This is a genomic window from Leptospira sp. GIMC2001 (genome assembly GCF_028462125.1).
In the GTDB taxonomy this organism is placed as follows: domain Bacteria; phylum Spirochaetota; class Leptospiria; order Leptospirales; family Leptospiraceae.
Genome location: NZ_CP115468.1, coordinates 900,909 through 919,043, shown reverse-complemented (window position 1 = coordinate 919,043; position 18,135 = coordinate 900,909). Strand labels below are relative to the sequence as shown.

Annotated in this window: 17 protein-coding genes; 5 read left to right on the top strand and 12 right to left on the bottom strand. The window is 37.6% G+C overall.

The annotated features are described in order from the left end of the window. Positions 1 to 26: 26 nt before the first annotated feature. Genes O4O04_RS05540 through O4O04_RS05530 form a run of 3 tightly spaced genes read left to right on the top strand, consistent with a single transcriptional unit; the run spans position 27 to position 4,052 of the window. Positions 27 to 1,280, top strand: coding sequence for a multiheme c-type cytochrome (locus O4O04_RS05540; protein ID WP_272534734.1), 1,254 nt, complete (start codon positions 27 to 29; stop codon positions 1,278 to 1,280). Next, positions 1,280 to 3,379, top strand: a complete 2,100-nt coding sequence (locus O4O04_RS05535; RefSeq protein ID WP_272534732.1) for a glycosyltransferase family 2 protein — start codon at positions 1,280 to 1,282, stop codon at positions 3,377 to 3,379. Before O4O04_RS05540 ends, O4O04_RS05535 begins: the two co-directional genes overlap by 1 nt. After that, a complete protein-coding gene (locus O4O04_RS05530) occupies positions 3,315 to 4,052 on the top strand; it encodes a motility protein A (protein ID WP_272534731.1) in 738 nt (245 codons plus the stop codon). Before O4O04_RS05535 ends, O4O04_RS05530 begins: the two co-directional genes overlap by 65 nt. A 107-nt stretch (positions 4,053 to 4,159) precedes the next feature. On the opposite strand, the gene O4O04_RS05525 is transcribed toward O4O04_RS05530, so the two are convergent. Genes O4O04_RS05525 through O4O04_RS05515 form a run of 3 tightly spaced genes read right to left on the bottom strand, consistent with a single transcriptional unit; the run spans position 4,160 to position 8,639 of the window. After that, complete coding sequence (locus O4O04_RS05525) at positions 4,160 to 6,568, bottom strand: isochorismatase family protein (RefSeq protein WP_272534729.1); 2,409 nt, start codon at positions 6,566 to 6,568, stop codon at positions 4,160 to 4,162. A gap of 5 nt (positions 6,569 to 6,573) precedes the next feature. Then, a complete protein-coding gene (locus O4O04_RS05520) occupies positions 6,574 to 7,509 on the bottom strand; it encodes a diacylglycerol kinase catalytic domain-containing protein (RefSeq protein ID WP_272534728.1) in 936 nt (311 codons plus the stop codon). 53 nt (positions 7,510 to 7,562) lie between these two features. Continuing rightward, a complete protein-coding gene (locus O4O04_RS05515) occupies positions 7,563 to 8,639 on the bottom strand; it encodes an SPFH domain-containing protein (protein WP_272534726.1) in 1,077 nt (358 codons plus the stop codon). Positions 8,640 to 8,816: 177 nt separating this feature from the next. Between O4O04_RS05515 and O4O04_RS05510 the strand changes: the two genes are divergently transcribed. Beyond that, positions 8,817 to 9,020 (top strand): SHOCT domain-containing protein, encoded by a 204-nt coding sequence (locus O4O04_RS05510; RefSeq protein WP_272534725.1) that lies wholly within the window; start codon positions 8,817 to 8,819, stop codon positions 9,018 to 9,020. A gap of 51 nt (positions 9,021 to 9,071) precedes the next feature. Here O4O04_RS05510 and O4O04_RS05505 read toward each other — a convergent pair whose 3' ends face one another. The 6 genes from O4O04_RS05505 to O4O04_RS05480 are packed head-to-tail and all read right to left on the bottom strand — an operon-like array spanning position 9,072 to position 13,991. Beyond that, positions 9,072 to 9,698, bottom strand: coding sequence for a class I SAM-dependent methyltransferase (locus tag O4O04_RS05505; protein ID WP_272534724.1), 627 nt, complete (start codon positions 9,696 to 9,698; stop codon positions 9,072 to 9,074). A 4-nt stretch (positions 9,699 to 9,702) separates the two neighbouring features. After that, positions 9,703 to 11,007, bottom strand: a complete 1,305-nt coding sequence (locus tag O4O04_RS05500) for a UDP-glucose dehydrogenase family protein (RefSeq protein WP_272534723.1) — start codon at positions 11,005 to 11,007, stop codon at positions 9,703 to 9,705. Positions 11,008 to 11,058: 51 nt separating this feature from the next. Next, positions 11,059 to 12,243, bottom strand: a complete 1,185-nt coding sequence (locus tag O4O04_RS05495; RefSeq protein WP_272536028.1) for an ABC transporter ATP-binding protein — start codon at positions 12,241 to 12,243, stop codon at positions 11,059 to 11,061. Beyond that, positions 12,243 to 13,013: an ABC transporter permease gene (locus O4O04_RS05490; RefSeq protein ID WP_272534722.1), complete on the bottom strand. Its 771-nt coding sequence runs from the start codon at positions 13,011 to 13,013 to the stop codon at positions 12,243 to 12,245. The genes O4O04_RS05495 and O4O04_RS05490 overlap by 1 nt, the downstream gene beginning before the upstream one ends. 8 nt (positions 13,014 to 13,021) lie before the next feature. After that, positions 13,022 to 13,771, bottom strand: coding sequence for a JAB domain-containing protein (locus O4O04_RS05485; RefSeq protein ID WP_272534721.1), 750 nt, complete (start codon positions 13,769 to 13,771; stop codon positions 13,022 to 13,024). A 1-nt stretch (position 13,772) separates the two neighbouring features. Then, entirely contained in the window at positions 13,773 to 13,991 is a 219-nt protein-coding gene (locus O4O04_RS05480) for a hypothetical protein (protein WP_272534719.1), read from the bottom strand. A gap of 247 nt (positions 13,992 to 14,238) precedes the next feature. On the opposite strand from O4O04_RS05480, the gene O4O04_RS05475 reads away from it, so the two are divergent. Further along, entirely contained in the window at positions 14,239 to 15,711 is a 1,473-nt protein-coding gene (locus O4O04_RS05475; protein ID WP_272534718.1) for a hypothetical protein, read from the top strand. A 9-nt stretch (positions 15,712 to 15,720) separates the two neighbouring features. On the opposite strand, the gene O4O04_RS05470 is transcribed toward O4O04_RS05475, so the two are convergent. The 3 genes from O4O04_RS05470 to O4O04_RS05460 all read right to left on the bottom strand — a co-directional run bounded on the left by O4O04_RS05470 (position 15,721) and on the right by O4O04_RS05460 (position 18,072). Continuing rightward, positions 15,721 to 16,251, bottom strand: a complete 531-nt coding sequence (locus tag O4O04_RS05470) for an LIC_11959 family protein (protein WP_272534716.1) — start codon at positions 16,249 to 16,251, stop codon at positions 15,721 to 15,723. Positions 16,252 to 16,337: 86 nt separating this feature from the next. Beyond that, a complete protein-coding gene (locus tag O4O04_RS05465) occupies positions 16,338 to 17,651 on the bottom strand; it encodes a HEAT repeat domain-containing protein (RefSeq protein WP_272534715.1) in 1,314 nt (437 codons plus the stop codon). Further along, entirely contained in the window at positions 17,608 to 18,072 is a 465-nt protein-coding gene (locus O4O04_RS05460; protein WP_272534714.1) for a response regulator, read from the bottom strand. Before O4O04_RS05460 ends, O4O04_RS05465 begins: the two co-directional genes overlap by 44 nt. Positions 18,073 to 18,135: the final 63 nt, after the last annotated feature.

The following is an 18,135-nucleotide window of genomic DNA, read 5'->3' as shown; positions in this document are numbered from 1 at the left end:
TTTTTCCAAATAAACAATGGGCGAAAGTGATTCCGCAACTGAAGAATGTCTCAGGAATTCCTGGTATCAAAGCTTCAGATTGTGGAACTTGCCATACGGCAATTTATAAGGAATGGCAAACTTCTACTCATTCTCAAGCCTTACATGACTTACAATTCCAGAGTGAACTTGCAAAAGATCCAGGACCTGCTTGGATTTGTCTTAATTGCCATATTCCGATTCAAAATCAAAGAGAAAGTTTTATCACAGGACTTGAGTCTCATGACTATAGAAAACCTGTGCACGTTGCTAACGAAGGTTTTGATCCTAGCATGCGCGAAGAAGGAGTAACATGTGCAACTTGTCATGTTAGACAAGACGACAACGGTGATTCCTATATTCTGGGTTCAATTGGAAATACAAACCCTCCACATCCAGTCAAGATAGACAAGCAAGCGCTTCGCAATCGATGCAATGATTGTCATAATGTACAACACAATTTAGATACATCACTTGTATGCTATTTCAAAACAGGAGATGAAATGGCTGAATCCAAGCATCTACCTGAATCAGAAAAATACTGTTCGAATTGCCATCTACCAAATGTTAAACGATCAATCGTTAAAGCAGAATTGAATAAGCCAATTCGTAATTCTCATAAACATAGTTTCTATGGAGGAGGTGTTCCCAAAAATTTCGACCTATACAGATCACTTCCTGAATCGGGATTTGAACCTGCATTGAGAGTTGCCGTTTCTGGAATTAAAAATACAGAGCAAGGTATTGAAGTGAATCTCAATATTCAGAATACCAACACGGCCCATAAACTTCCAACAGGTGATCCTGAGCGAGCGATTGAAATTTCACTTCAACTTAGAGATGCAAAAGGCAATATATTAGGAAAAGATACAATTCGCATAGGTCAAGTATGGGAATGGTGGCCGAAAGCTAAGCTCAATGATGACAATAGATTGGCACCAATGGAAAAACGAAATCTAACGATACTACTGCCCTATGACTTAGAAAATATTAGCAAATCCAAAACTTCAATACAAGAAAATAGAGAGACCGATAGTTTTCCTGAAGAAATTTTCATTCAAGCTAAGCATATTCGCTTAAGTAAAGAAAATGCAAAAATCATGATGGAAAATGCAGATCAAGTAAACCCTCGTTACTCAGCGAAAGTAAAAGAATTGGATAAATTCTATCCGCTTTCAACAAACCTCTTAGAAATTCGTTATGATATACAGTCGAGTAAATCTTCAACAAAAAATTGGAAAGAATTGAATCCGATTCAATAATGAAGACATCCTATTGGATAATCATTCCTGCATTAAATGAAGAAAAAAACATAAAAAATCTTCTAATAGATTTACAAAACATTCAGTATCCTCCTGAGAAAATAATTATTTCCGACAATGGATCAGTTGATAAAACAGCAGAAATTGCCAAGCAATATGGGGCAATTGTCGTGTATGAAAAAAAGAAAGGCTATGGTAGCGCATGTCTTCGAGCACTACAGTATGTAGAAGATTCTATTCGCAAACCGTCTATCATTGTTTTTATGGATGCTGATCGCTCGGATGATCCAACCGAAATTCGAGATCTAATCTCACCGATTGATACGGGCGAAGTGGATGTAACAATTGGATCGAGAACTTTAGGAATTGCGGAAATTGGATCCCTCAGTTTTGTTCAAAAGTTTGGGAATAAACTTTCCTGCTTTTTACTCAAATTTATTTATAATATTAAATTTACAGACTTGGGGCCATTTCGAGCAATTCGATACACAAGTTTAGAAAAATTGAAAATGTCTGATCCTGACTTCGGATGGACTGTCGAAATGCAGGCAAAAATCGCAATGTTGAATATTCCATATAGGGAAATTCCAGTCAATTATCGCAAGAGAAAAGAAGGAGAATCTAAGGTAAGTGGAAATCTCAAAGGAAGCTTTCTTGCAGGAAAGAAAATCCTTAGTACAATATTTTCCCTTGCGATTTCGAAATTTTTTATTGAGTGGAAAACTTATCCAAACGTAAGATTTATCGCTCTACTATTCACTATTATCGCATTGGTTTCTTTTACTGATAAATCAACAACGATAGCAATTTTTTTATTAGGAATTCTAGGATTCCTATTAATTCCTTATAAATATATTTATACAAAAAATATAGGAATCTATTTAATATTCACAGGAATTGTTCTAAGAATACCTACTTTATTTATTGAACCCAATTGGAGCGAAGACTACTACAGGATACTCTGGGATGCAATCTTGGTTGGCGATTGCGTGAGTCCATATCTTCACGCTCCAATGGAAATTGTGAATCAATTCGGCGATTTTCAATTTCTAATCCAAAAAATGAACTCGGCAGATTATTTTTCTTTTTATCCGCCGATACAACATTTTCTTGGAATGATTAGCCTCTCGTCCATGCGCTGGTTTGGCAATAACAACCTTGAATCAAATCTATTCATCTTTTCTTTGTTCCTGAAGTTAATTCTATTATTTTTCGAGATTGGAAATCTAATTCTCTTTCGAATCATTCTGCAAAGAAATTCAAATTTTATTATATTCTATGCTTGGAATCCAATGGTTATTATGGAGACGACCGGCAATATTCACCTAGAAACCGTTATGTTATTCTTCATTCTACTTACAATTATTCTATGGCAGAAAGCACAATACAGCCTTGCAGGTTTTTCATTTGGCTTAGCTATTTGGACAAAACTCATACCAATAATTTTTATTCCTTTTATTTACTTTCGAAACTGTCGAAATTTTCGGAATAGTTTTACATTCAACTGGAGAATTAATATAAATTTCTTTGCTCCAAGTTTTATTTTTATCATTCTATGGTTGTATTTAATTTCTGATGGACTGCTATCACAGTTTGAATTGGGTATTGGATTGTACAGTTCCTATTTTGAGTTTTTTTCTAGTATGAATTATCTACTCAAATACTTTCTTGCATCTTGGAATATACAATATGCCCAAACAGGAATTATAATTTGGATAATATTTGGAATTTTTCTTATATTACTTTCTTTCCAATTTGCAAAAACAGCCTACCGGAATCGTAAAGAAATTTCTTTACCGAGAGGCTTTCTGTATGTTTACAATTTGTTGCTTTTGCTTAGTCCAGTCATCCATCCTTGGTATCTAATTCCTTGGCTCGGACTTGGAATCATCAATTCAAGAATCTATCCTTTTGTGGGAAGCTTTTTCATTTTGTTTTCCTATTCTTATTATTCTTCGATACCTTATGTAAGAAACGAAGAAATCGTCTGGACAAGCTATATCCTTTTCTTTATATTCTATATCTGGGAGAAAAATGAATACAAGTTTAATCGGAATTCTATTCGCAGTCCTCGCAGTTCTATTCGCAATCTTCATTGAAGGGGCAAGTCTATTTGCATTTTTCAAAATTTCCTCCTTATTTCTAATCTTGGGTGGAACAGCTGGCGCAACTTTTGCCTCTTACTCAATGGCAGAGATTCGTAAATTTCAGATCCACTTCTTAGAGGCAATGGGAATTGGTAGAGATTTAGATCTTAAGAAAACTTTTCAAAAATTTATTGAGATCGCTCGCAGGGACGGACTGCTTGCTCTAGAAGAAGAGATCGGAAGAATCAATCATCCTTTTTTATCCAAAGGCGTTCGACTTGTAGTAGATGGCTCTGACCCAAGAACATTGGAAGAGATACTGATCGAAGCTGCAGAAGAATCCGAAGAAGAAGACAAACTCAGTGCTAAAGTATTGGAAACTGCAGGCGGCTTCTCACCTACCGTTGGAATTATCGGAACGGTTCTTGGATTAGTCCATGTCTTAGAAAATCTGGGAGCAGGAACAGCGGCTCTTGGTCAAGGAATTGCAACGGCTTTTATCGCAACCTTCTATGGAATTGCATTTGCAAACTTACTTTTTCTTCCATTGAGCAACAAACTAAAAAGTTATGCTAAGAAAAAATCACGAGAGAGACATGCAATCATTCGCGGAATCGTATCATTGCAAGCTGGTGAGAACAAAAGAATCTTATTGGAAAGAATGGAACCATTTTTGGATGAATGATGAGTCAACAAAAAATTAACAATTAGTCAACAAATAGCTAATTAGTTACTAAAAAATTACTATTAAATTACGAATAAATAGTTATCAAATTTTGAATATTCGATTGATTAAGAATTCAATAAAAAATTGATCTGCTCTTTCGATTCAACAGCTCGTTCAGATCGGTGTTGTCGAACAGTTCGAATAGCATCTTCAGCACCAATTCCTGATTTTGCAATTAGATAAGCTGCGGCAATAGTCCCAGACCGACCAAGTCCACCAACACAATGCACTAAGACATTATTTCCTGATTGCAATTCTTGGTCGATATCGTCGATTATCTTCGGGAGATCTTCTCTTGCGGGAATGCCTTGATCCAAGATCGGGAATGACAAAAAAGATAAGCCAGCTTCTTCATAACCCCACTTTAAATTGGGCACACCATATTCTCTATATTCATCTTCTGTAATGAGTGAGTAAACTTTTTTGATTCCTTCTTCTTTGAGGACATTCAAATCATCTGATAGATTTCGGTTTCTATCTTTCCTTCCAGGCAAAATAGTTAATCCAATTTTTCCTTTTCTATTAGGAATCGGTATAAAATCTATTCTGAGTCTCTTAGATAATAATAAGGAATCCCGTATTAATTTAGCCAATTTACAACCTGCATAGAGAGCGAGCCTTTTCTGAATATCGCTGCATTCATCAAATGACAAAGTATGCATAGCATAACGAAGAAACCCAACGTACATTTGGTACGGATCTCGATCCAATTGGATAAGCTTAGGATAGAATGATCGCAATTTGCAAACCGTTCTATATGTTCGCTGTATTTTCTCAGATGTAAAATTGTTAACCAAAGATTCTGACAATGGAACTCCCAAGTCTTCCATTCCCAAGATTGTATCAATCAAGAGACAAGCTTCATCCCAATCTTTATCATCGATCTTCATGAAAATATACAAAAGGTCATTTTCTAATTTGAGGAGATCCTTTAGAATATGCCCGCGGTGCGTATGGAAAAAATCTATCAACCAAACATTGTTCTGCGAATCTAGAATTATATTCTTCCCGTTTAGATCACCATGAATATAAGACACATAGTGAGGAATAGAACCAATTTCTTTGAGTTCTTGTAAATCCCGTTCGTAAAAAAGACAAACATTGTAGACTTCTTGAGAATGGGCACTGCCTATAGATCCAGCTCCTTCATTGCCTGATTTTTCCTGATCAATAGAAATACCTTTGTCGCCAGTATTTCCACCTATGATCGATATACTCTCTTCCATTCCAATTTCTCGTCCAAGAATTGCCTCTACTCTTTTTCGAACTGATTTTGCATATTTAGATGAAAAATCATAATATTCTAATAGATTCAATTTTTCTGGCTCTGATGCATCATAGAGTCTTCCCAACTGTTTGATAAAAACTGTATCTAATAATGCAAAAATTTCCGCTAAGTCACTTCCGCTCTCATAACGATCTTGGAAAACTTCCATTCTACCTTCGATCATCGCAGCATATCTGTATTTGATTCCACCCCTCTCCTGGATTTCTGCGAAATCTACAATTCTTGGAGCGGTATTCCCCAATACTTCCTCTATTCTCTCAAAGGAAGATCTCTCTTTAGCGATGGGATCTCTTGCGCCAATCTTTATAACGGTTGGTACTTGCTTGTGTCCGAATGCATCGATACTTTTGGCACGGAGAACCACATTCCCAGAGAATCCACCATCCAGACAATGGAACTCAACCATCTGACAATCTCTATACAAATAGTATAAAATATCTTGATCGATCTCAGTTGGCTTAAAATCATCTTTATAAATAAAATTAACTTTTGTTCTACTATTTCTTTTAGATCCAGGTAGTATTGAAATACTTTTGCCAGTCAGGAATTCACTAAAGCTTCCAATGGATGTAAATATTTCTATGCCAAGTAGATTGCGCATTTGATCCAGTGCAACATAGTGCATATGCCTTGTTGAACTTGCGGTAAGTGCGCTGCAAATTCCAATCTGGAAATTCGGATATCTTGTAACCAACTCATAAGCGAGGAAACTGATTTTGGCCTCTGTCCAGACGCCTATCAAGCCGACTCGCGCTGACCCATCGATCGAAGTGATTTCACGTATAATAGTTTCTAAATTTGTTTTATGAAAATCATTAAGCCCCGATGCATCTACTATATTATGTTTTTCTAATGATTGTCCCAGAAGCGATTGATAAACAAACTCGGCACCTTTTGTATTCTGCAAGCAATGAGGACTGAACTGATTGAGATGATCTGCCTCTTCCGGATTATTTGGATCATGCCAATCTCGAATATGAATTATCTCGAGGTTCTTAGATTTTTCCTCAAGCATCGCCCATTCCATGAAAGCTATTACAGCTCCTTCACTTGGATTCTCGCCCATAATTCTATGAGCTTCCGCATAACCTACATGCAATAAATTAGGTATAGGATCGTATTTCTGAATGGGCTCGACAAAATCATTCTGTAGACATTGAGTGATTAAAATTGATTTGGTTCCCATATAGTTTATCCTTTCTGCGATGCTGCAATTAATTTAGTGATTTTATCGGCTAATTTAATTTTAGCCGTAGTTCCTGTTGTAAATTCCAAGAAATCAGTCTCCATTCCATCAGAAAAAATGACACCGTTTTCTGGCATATGACTCTCAAGAACCAACTCTTCGCCTGAATCCACAGTTCCAGCTACAATATCTGCTTTACTCCATTGACTCATAAAAGGTTCCCTGACTGCAAATAACAGGCGCTTATCGCTCCAACTCATCTGAGTGAGAGTTAATTGTATTTCAGAATTTGCAAAACGATTCATTCCATTTGCCATATTGAAAACAGAACTAAACCAACCAGTCGAACCTGCAGGCGTTGAAACGATGATGCCACTAGAAATTTGTCTTTCCGATTCCGATCTATAATGAATCGTATATCTAGCGCTAGATTGTGATTTCGGTCCTATAAAAAAATCATTGAAGGCATACAGTTTCTGATTATCGCCCAATTGAACCTGTGCCATTGTGATATCATGGAAGGAAGGTTGAGCTTCGAATACACGACTGAGATTGGTTTGGATATCATCCGTTGTAAAAGGCAATAGAACTCCGTCAAATCTCGCTGGATCAGGATTTACAGCAAAAATTGGCTGCCCCGTTAGGTACTTTGCAGTGTTAACAACCAATCCATCCTGACCCAATGTTAGAACCAAATCATTTGGACCAAAAACATAATTGGTAAGATAGGATCGATCAATGAGATGGTATTTGATTCCTGGATCGATTGCTCGAATTACTTGCTCTTTTGCTTTGGAATAATTATCATACTCCAATTCATAATCTTCAAAAGATTGTCCACGATTTGTAACATAGAACTTAGCTTGCCCTTTCGTATTAAACTTTCTAATACTTTCTTCAAGACGAGTGCTACGAGTTACAATTACAATTTTATCGAACAATTCGTACTCACATCAAGGATTCGAATATCATAATAATCCTTAGGATTCTAATACTAAACATTTGGATTTTCTTTGTCCATTAGCATATTCAATAAATCAGGACTTATGTTTAGATTACCGATTTTTTCTGAATTCTTCGCAATATCTCGGAATGCTCGGGCAATGAGTTTCGAACTATCCATTTGGTTGGATGCAAGAACCTCCATAAATTCAATGGGAATCTCTTTGAAAGCAGACAATTCCTCTTTCATAGAAGCACCTTTTGCTTTCGCATATTCTAACATATTCTTTGTTTGGCTACTGATGAGTTCGGTTTTCTTCTTCTCTTGTTCGATTCTAGAATTCAATTTCAATTGTTCAATTTCTAATTTCTTAGATTCAATTGCTTGTACAGATTCCATCTTTGCGATTTCTACAAGTTTTTGTTTTTCTTGAACGGAGATTTCTGCATTCATTTTCGTTTCACGAATGGTTCGATTTTTTTCTTCTACAGCTATTTGTGTTTGCAATTCGTTTTCTTTGATTTTTCTTTCTTGCTCAACAGCAAAATTTCTTCTGTGAAAGACTGCCTCATCCGCTGTTTGTAAGAATCCTTCTCGAGTGGTTGCTTCAAGTGCGCGAGCCATCTCTGGTGCTGGACTAATTTTTAGAATATTAAAATCCAATACATCAATTCCCAACTCAACCAATGTTGATGAACTTTTTAGACGCTGTAGAACTGGTTCATACAACTCTGAAGCAGCTGTGAGTGCCTCAGTCAGATCCAGAGAACGAAATTTTTCTCGAACGGCAACTTGGATAAGATTCGTCATTCTTAGATTCAATTTTTCAATCCCATCTCCCATATAACGACCCGTCCCATCTATGGTGAAATCAAGTAGGGATGCTAACTTTTCAGGATTGTTGACTTTGAAAGTAACTTGTCCTTGGATGCTTATGTCTTGGTAGTCCTTGGTCATCTCTTGAAAGATAAAAGGTGCATCTCTTGTATCGGCTGGCACTATCACAAGAGTGGATGATGGTGCAAAATAGAAAAAACTTAACCCTGCACCCTTCTTATTAATCTTACCAGATGCAAATTGAATGACATAGTCTATGGGTCTAGTTTTTATAAATCGTATACCGAACATTTTGGCTCCTAAGCTTCAAGCTAAACTCTACAATACTTCTTTAATGCGACAAGAGTTTCAAATCATTTTTGAGTTAAATAATTATTGTCAAATTGAAAATTTAAAATGATATTTTACGTTTTTGAGGTTGTAAACTATTTCAAAAACAGTTAAATCGGTCATTAGGAGTGAATCATTATGGACGTATCTACGCAAGAGGGATTTGATATGCTTTTCATTTGGATAATCGGAATTGTTATCCTGGTTGCAGCAATTTGGATCATACGAAAATTTATAATGAATCGCGATCCACAGGGCTATTCCGAGAACGATACAGCCAATGCGATTTTGAATGAAAGATTTGCAAAGAGAAAAATCGACAAGAATAAATACCGCAGGTAGGTGAGAAGTAGTCGGTTCTCATCAATTAATTCTAATGAATGAGTTTGTAACCTACTTCTTCATTCCAATAAATCTGATAACGGATCCTATTCCATTATGATATTGACCTTCTTTTAATTCGATTTCTGTTTCTTCCAATTCCAATATTTGATAATTTGCAAAATCTTGTTTCATTTCCTCTATAGAAAAAAGGCTCTCAATGTCGCGAGGTCCGCCGACTTTTTCGTTAGCCTTAATATAGTCGATATGCTTTTTGCTGAATGCTTCAAATATAATTATTCCACCAGTTTTTAGATATTTATCTAGGGTTTTATGATAATACGATTTCAAATTTGCTGGGAAGTGAGCATATATCAAAGCAATTGCATCGAATTCTTCTAAATTGTATTTTAGTTTCTCTATATCACAGACTTGATAATCAATAATTACTTGATTTTTTTCTGCAAGTTGATCTGCTTTCTTTTTGCCTTCAGAACTTATATCAAATGCAGAAACGTTCCAGCCAAGTTTTGCCGCATAAACAGAGTTACGACCTTCTCCATCAGCTGGAAAAAGAATTCTCCCAGGTTGTAACTTGGACAATTGGCTTCTTAGAAAATCGTTTGGCTCTTCGCCATAAGCATATTCGATTTCTCTATAACGTTCGTTCCAACGCTTTAGCCAACTATCTTCAGTCACTATCCTATCTAGTTCCTATTGAATAGTACGAGAAACCAAGCTTCTCCATATTCTTAGGTTTGTATTGATTTCTTCCATCAAAAATAACAGGTGATGTTAATAAGGATTTTATCTTAGTAAAATCCGGCTCCCTGAATTCGCGCCACTCAGTTACAAGCAATAGAGCATCTGCACCTTTGATTGCTTCATAAGGATTTTCTTTATATTCTACTTTACCTTTGAAGTAGTACTCGGATGTTTCTTTGGCTACTGGATCGAAAGCTTGGATTTTTGCGCCACGTTTATGCAGTTCTAAGATCAAAGGAATGGATGGAGCTTCACGCATATCATCTGTTCCCGGTTTAAAAGCAAGTCCCCATATTCCAAAAGTTTTGCCAGAAAGGTCTTCTGTATTATAATGTTTTAATATTTTACTCAAGAGAATTGTCTTCTGGCTTTCATTTACTTCTTCAACCATTTCAATGATTCGAACGGGAGACCCGGACTCTTGTGAAGTTTTGATGAGTGCTTGGACATCTTTTGGAAAGCACGAACCACCGTAACCTATTCCTGCATACAAGAATTGCCTACCAATTCTTGAATCAGTTCCCATTCCTTTTCTTACGTCTTCATAGTTCGCACCCACGGCGTCACATAGATTGGCTATCTCATTCGAGAAAGAAATCTTAGTCGCAAGAAAAGCATTGCATGCATATTTAGTGAGTTCAGCTGAACGCAGGCTCATTCTTAGAATCGGATTACCGTTCAGAACGAACGGACTGTAAAGCTCTGCCATCAAATCAAGAGCTTTGTCGGAATCAGCACCTATTACAACTCTCTCAGGTTTCATAAAATCTTCAATTGCTGCACCTTCTTTCAAGAACTCAGGATTGGATACAACATCAAATGGATGTTTGGTGTTCTCGGATAGAACTTTTTTGACTCCGTCTGCTGTGCCAACAGGAACGGTGGATTTATCTACAACAATTTTGTAACCGTTCATAGCAAGACCGACTTCTTTTGCGACGCCGTAGACCATTGACAGATCAGCAGATCCGTCTGCTAAAGTAGGAGTTCCTACAGCTATAAAAACAAAGTCACTTGCTTGAACACCGTCGCTGAGTGAGGTCGTAAATTTTAATCTTTGCTCTTTTGCGTTATTGAGAACCAATTCGGATAGACCAGGTTCGTAGATTGGGATGATACCATTTCGTAAATTTTCAATTTTCTTTGCATCTTTATCAACGCAGATAACGTCATTTCCGTATTCTGCAAAGCAAGTTCCTGCAACGAGGCCAACATATCCAGTTCCAATTACGCATACTTTCATGTTTGCCAGTTTTTGCTTGGAAATTTATCTGGAAAGAAAGATTTTATGTTCTTATTCTGCAGTATATTCCATGCGAACTGGAAGATAGGACATCCCGATGAATTTCGGAACTTGGATTCTCTCAACTTCAAATGAGAATAATCCCTCACCCCAATAGTAACAATCTGTAACATGGCTGTCACCTTTATGGAGACTGAGTCCGAGAGAATATTTCCCAACGCCAATATTTAAGGGAAAATGGAAAACAACTGAATGCACTACACCGGGTTCCAGATCATGTAAAAAATTTCCTAGATGGAAACTAGATGTTCCAAATACTTTGAGTCCACTTGCATCTTCTAGATGAAAACCCACAGTTATCTGTGGAAGCGTTTCTCGCAAAATAAAATCCACTTGCAAACTCACTTCATCACCAACAAAAAAAAGAGTCGGATTCTCGACGCCGCTGCGAACTAATTTCCAATCTAATTTCTGCAATCGATTCCCAATTGCGAAATCCGTTTTCCCTTCGTTGGAATCACCTGCTATTGTTAGCATATATTTGCGCACAGCTGTAATGGAATCTCCGTCATAGATGATCGAACCCTTTTCCATAACAATGATTCGAGAGCAAAGTTGAGACAAAAGCGTAAGATCGTGACTAACGATAATTGTTGTTGTTCCGAGCTTTTGGAAGTCGTAGAATCTTTGGATGCATTTCTGCTGAAAACTCGCATCTCCAACAGCAAGTGCCTCGTCGACAACAAGAACTTCTGGCGCAGTTGCCGTCGCGAGTGCAAACCCCAATCGCATGATCATGCCTGAAGAATAATTCTTAATTGGAGTATTACGAAAATCTTGGAGTCCTGCGAAATCAAAAACCTTCTCCATTACGGGATAGATTTCTGTAGTGGAATAGCCCCAGACGAGACCGTTGTAGAAAACATTTTCTTCACCTGAAAGTTCTGGATTGAATCCAACACCCAATTCCAAAATGGATCGAACTTTCCCTGACACTTCAATTGAGCCAGAATCATACCCGCTAACACCCGTTATGACTTTCAATAAAGTGGATTTGCCGGCACCATTACGACCAATGATTCCAAGAATCTCTCCTGGTTTGCATTCTAAATTGATATCATTCAATGCGCGGAAGCGAACTTTTCCACCCAAATAACCAAAACTTAAGCCGCTTATGATTCGATCCAATGCTCCTGAGAAACCATGATAGTCTTTGGTTACTTTCTTGAGTGAGATCAAAGTTGGTCTAACACAACCTTATGAAATCGATTTCTAGAAAAATACCAGATCATAAAAAATACAAGTAAGAAAGGGATAAAGGAGTAGAATACAAAAGGACTTGTATAACTTTCCAAAATCAGCGAACGAAAAATATCTAGAGGAATATTAAACGGATGAAAACTATTGATCGTACCCAAGATTCCATTTGGATAATAGAGAATCGGGAGTGTCCAGAATAAAATTTGCGAAAGCAGACGCACCAAAGGTGAAATATCTTTCATGATGATATTCAATCGGGAAAGATAGTTGATGAGAAGCATTACATAGAGTCCTATAAAACCCATCCAGACAAAGGCCACAATCAATCCAACCCAATTCACTGAAGAATAGTATTGAAGTAGGATCACGATTGGAATCGCAGTCGCAAAGAAATGTATCAAATATTGGAAATACGGAACCCAGAGAAAAATATCCATTCCAAGACTTGATCTTTTGATCAATTGGCGATTGTCTGTGATGATACTTGTCCCTCGAGTAAGAAGCTCTTGAAGCGGGATCCAAAAAAGCAATCCAGAGAACACATAACCGCTGTAATCCGCTTGTGTGCCAGGATTTCTTAGATTCGAAAATAGAAACACAAATGCATAGATAAAAATTAAAGTAAGATTCTGCAATAGCATCCAAGTGATGCCAAGAAAACTTCCTGCATATTGAAGTGCGTAATCTCTACGGACTAGAACCCAGATGATCCTAAGATATGACAAACTCATAGATTCACTTACCATTCATTTCCTTATGATAAATTATCGGTTAGAAATGAGTATTCCTCTGGAAGAAAATCACGACTCCAATTCTTGCAATCGAGAACTTGAGAGTGGCGACAAGAATAGAGTCCGTCAATTCCAAGCACCCATTGATCAAAACAGGAAATCTCTAACTCAGCAAAGAATCGTCGCAATTCTGCAAATAGATTGAAGTCGGCAATGGATGCAAGGCAAGTCTGCTGAGGATGATTGTGGGCTATAAGGCAATATCCAGATGAATCGTCGAGAGCAACTTTTGCAAGGTCTCGTTTATGTATGCTCACTTCAGTCAAGGTTCCAGTTGCAACTTTTTCCACCCGACGAACCAAACCCTCTAAACTAAAAGTGATGATATAGAAGCATTCCCTAGTTTCTCTCGCAGTGAGTAGCCATAAACTATTGTAGAGGTCACACAAGGGAAAAGGACTAATCGTTTGCAAAAGATCGGATCTTCGGATACGGGATGCGAGCTCACTAATAGCAAGAAGAGTTGTCTTCTTCGCTAGTCCAAGTCCAGGTATATTGGGGAGTGTTGATTGACAGAACGAGGCAAAATTTGCAAGTCCACCTACATGGATGAGGATCTCTTGGGATAGCTTATAGACGTCCGTCTTATGACTTCCCGTCCTAAGCAAAATGCTAAGTAGCTCCCAATCCTCAAGCAATGCAGGATCACGCAAAATTCGTGAGCGAGGGTCTGTGCCAGATGCCTGCGACCCTGCCCTTAGAGCGAAAGACAACCTAGAGTTTCCTTAAGTTCCTCTTGCTAAGTTCCGAAATCTGCGGAGCAAACCATGTGCCCTGTTGAACGACTTCTCCACGGAATGAATCCGTTAGATAGTCTTCGAAAGTTTTGTTACCATCATCAGCACGGTTCTTAACCGGCTGAGAAACAGCACCTGGAAGGCCGCCTTTCTTCTCGCGATGGTAGACGGGTTGGTAAAGGGATCGTATCACCATAGGTTATTCCTCCTCGCCTATTTATTAGACGACATAATATTTAAAAGTACAACAAGAAATTCTACTAAACACCTGTTTCTACTACTTACTTCTTGAGTAGTAAATAGACAAGTAGTTTTTCTTATCTGATGAAAATATTACTGTAAACCCTGGACAAAATTGGCGATTTTTGATTTTTTTTTTGCGAAAATATTCAAAATCCAGCCCAAAATTCCCATTTTTTCCCCAACCCAAGAAATAGATCAGTATGGTGCGATTCTATGCGATTCCCGGCAATTCTCGAGTTCGATTGATTGATTTGCTATTTTATGGAGTTCTGGTGAGAGTAAATTTATTCTGTTGGATGATTTTTATGATTCCGATTGCTCCATTGCAGTCGGCACCAACTCCAAAGTCTCAATCCAATAAGCAAAAAGATTACAAATACGCTACTCAATACAAAAAAACCGAGCAAAAGAGAAAAGAACCCACAATCGTTTCTGCTCACTCCTTCAAACCAAAAGACAAAGAAGATGAAGTGCAATTTTCGGTCGGTGGTTCGGTTCAACAATTCCAATCCAGATATGCTGACGCAAAAGAATCATCTAAGGTCACGAATTTCGGTGAGATGCGATGGAAAAGACTTTCCGTTTTGGGTGAGAGTCGCGGCGATCGAAGTCTTGGATCAATTTCCTACAAAAATGATTATATAGATCTAGGTCTCGGTCATAGATACAAATCCATTCCAGGATTTTTCTTTGCAAAAGATCCAGAATTTTACAATACTTTAGGCGAGAACCAACCGATCCGTGAGTCCGCTTTTTTAAATTTTCTTCCAGGATACTTCTCACCTGGAATATTTTTCTCCCAAGATATAACGGGCGATAAACCAGGTTTTTCTTTGGTTTTTCCCGAAAAAACATTAGCTGTTACCTACTCTCCCGAAACCGAAAAAAGATCATTGTATGCGAATTTTTACCGAACGCCAATGAAATTTTATCCTGGCAAGACTAAGGTACTTTTTACTTTAAATGGTGAAGCGATCGGAACTAAGACTGACTACTTCGGAATCTTCCATACAAAAATCGAACACCCAGAATCTAAACTCTATCTTGAAGGTCTCACCTATAAAGACGACAATGGATTTCTCTTACAGAGTAGTGATAGTTTTCAATCTAGTCAAGAAAATGCAATCAACAGTTGGATCGCTATTGGGATAGGACCCTATCATAGAATCGAAGCATTTGATTCTGTAGAGATTGGACAAAGAGAGCGTTACCAAAGTATACGATGGGGAATCTGGGAGACTGTGCTTGGAAGCCCAGTATATCGGTACCGTGATTATTCCTATTGGTCAGAAATGGATGGCAAACGATTTGAAGATTTTACAAGAGCAGATGCAATTCTCTGGATGTATCATGGTAAGTCTATTGATTGGCTGATTGGTCGAGAGATTCGATACAACGGGGATCGGACAACGGAAGCTGGATTGAACTTTCGAGGAAATGGTTGGAAGCTTGAGACAAGTGTTCTATTTCAAGCAGAGACTAACAGATTTCGTAGTCCGGTAGAACGGTTTTCTGGATACGATACCGTACAAATTGCACTGTCTGATCGAGCAAAAATATTACGATTTAGATTTCGCACAGAATTCATAGAATGGAACATCACTTCTTCGGAGAGAATCAATCGCGAAGGTAGTTTTCTATTTATGAATCTTCAATACAATTGGATATTCTGATCTTTCAATCTATTGTTCATTTGGTGATTCAAAAATGATCGTGTCCGAATAGGATTCATTGTATGATACAAGTTTAAATACTGGTATTGTGTCTGGTTCTTTTTTCCATTCCAATTCAAGGTTTTCGTTATTGGGAAGAAATACAGGAATCGCTTGCTTGCGGCCTTCTAGATTCTTTCCAAAAAACAGAATTCCAGTGAACTCTCCTTGAACTTTGTAAGAACGACTTGGTAATAAATTATGGACAGCTTCTATTGCATCACGATCCCATTTATTCCTTCTGTATTTGAAGTGAACAGTATTGCCATCTAAATCATAAAATATTGCATAATCTCCCATCAACTCTTGAAAGAACAAATGCATTTCTTTTGGATAGTTAGGATTCTCTGAGCTCAATTCCGATTTATAATCTTTGATTCTTTTCTCTTGGATCGAAATAGGTCCGCGAAATCGCTCACTCCAAATTGAATCTACTAGGCTCAAATTTGCTACTGTTACAACAATTAATATCTCAATTAGGTAATTTTTTATTTTCCTCAAACTAGCAATTCTCTTTTTAGATAGAATTATTTCGTTTAAAAATTTTAACCTTGATATAGATTTTGATTTATAATTACAGTTCGGGATCATTTCCCAGTTTTTCCTGTTGATTGAGCTTTATCATCTATACTATCTTGGTTCGCCGATTCTGGCTTAGTTTCATCGCTCGCGGAATCGCTTCCCTCAGTTGTCTCACCATCTAATTTCTTGAGGGCGTCTGTTGCAGCTTTTTGTACTTTCGGACTTGGATCTCTTTTGGATTTATATTCCAGAATTTCTCGAGCTTCCGGTCTTTTAGAATCAAGCAAAAATTGGATTGATCTGAGTCTCACAATGGAGTCATCATCTTTGGTAAATTCAACGATCTCATCAAATACTTCTGCGTCACCTAACTCAATCAATGCGCCAAGGGAATAGATTTTGAGGAGTTGGTTTCTTTTACTATCTGAGTTTGGATTATTCCGAATTTCGGTTATGAGTTCTCTGAGTTTTGGCATTGAAGAAACCGAGTTGATCTTGCCTAAGCTACTAATCGCATAGGTCCGCAATGTTAGTGTCTCAGCTTCGGAGAAAGCCAATTGTTGGAGAGTTACTTCTGCATGAGTTAATTTCTTTTTGCCAAAATACAGTGCAATTTGTGCGCGAATTTCGGAACTATTGAACTTTTCTTTAAGCTTTGCCTCAAGATAAGTTGACGCACCTTCACCACCCGGAATCTCACCTAATGCATTGATAATGCTCACTGATAGATTCGAATTCTTGGATAGGTCTTCTTTCTTAAGTCGTCGTAAAAGATCATTCCAAGAGTCTGGATCTTCCCATTTCTTGAGTGTTGCAACTGCTGATCTCGCGATATCTTCATTCTCATCTTCTAGTGACATGAGAACATCATCTTTGGATTCGATTAGCTTGAGTGTGCCTGCGACTCTTAAGAAAGCAAGTCTCATTCCTGGATCTTTCTCTTTCTTAAAACTCTCGATGATCAAAGGTTTCAACTCATTCTGGTATTCTGAAGGGATTTTCTCAACTTCAGCTAGTGCGGCTTTTCTCTCAAGACTGGTTCCATACTTTAGAACTTGCGTAAGAACATCTGTCTTTTTGCGATATGCTTCCTCACTGATCGGTTTGGGTGCAGGTTTAACTGCTACTGCATCCAATCTACCAATCAATAAAAATATACAAACAAATCCATATAGAGCGATGTGAGTTGCTCTAAATATATTTAGATTTTTGAAAGTATTGCGTGCATAAAGGAAAATGAATTTAAATAGCTCTATTGAAAAATAGTAAGATAAGTTCTGTGATTTGATAGATGTGTAGTATATTCTTAAATGATAGTGAAAAAGCCTAAACCAACTAGGCCTTTTCCAATTCTGCGATTCTCTGGTTGAGTTGTGCAATGAGTCTTTGGTTCTCCAAATTGGCATGAAATTTATTGAGTAGTCCTTGAATGTCTTTGGAAAATTCTTCAATGTTCCAGGGCTTCTCAACGTAACGACTGAGACCGCCTTCATTGATTGCATTGATTGCTGAGTCCAATCCAGCTTGTCCTGTGAGCATAATCTTAATTGCATCCGGTAGCTTTTTATGAACTTCTTTGAGAAATTCATCTCCCTTCATTCCTGGCATCACTTGATCAGAGATAATCAACTCAACGATCTCTTGGTTGCTATGGATCTCGTCGATCAGAGCCATCGCATCCTCCGCACTCACGGCTGATTCGATCTCGTGACTATCTCCAAACTTAGCTCTCAGTTGCTCTGTCAGAGTTTCTAGAACTGATACTTCATCATCGACACAAATAATAAAACCTTTACTCATAGTACATCATGACCTTACTAATAACATTGAATAAAAGCCTCATTTGTCAAGGAAAGGTTACCA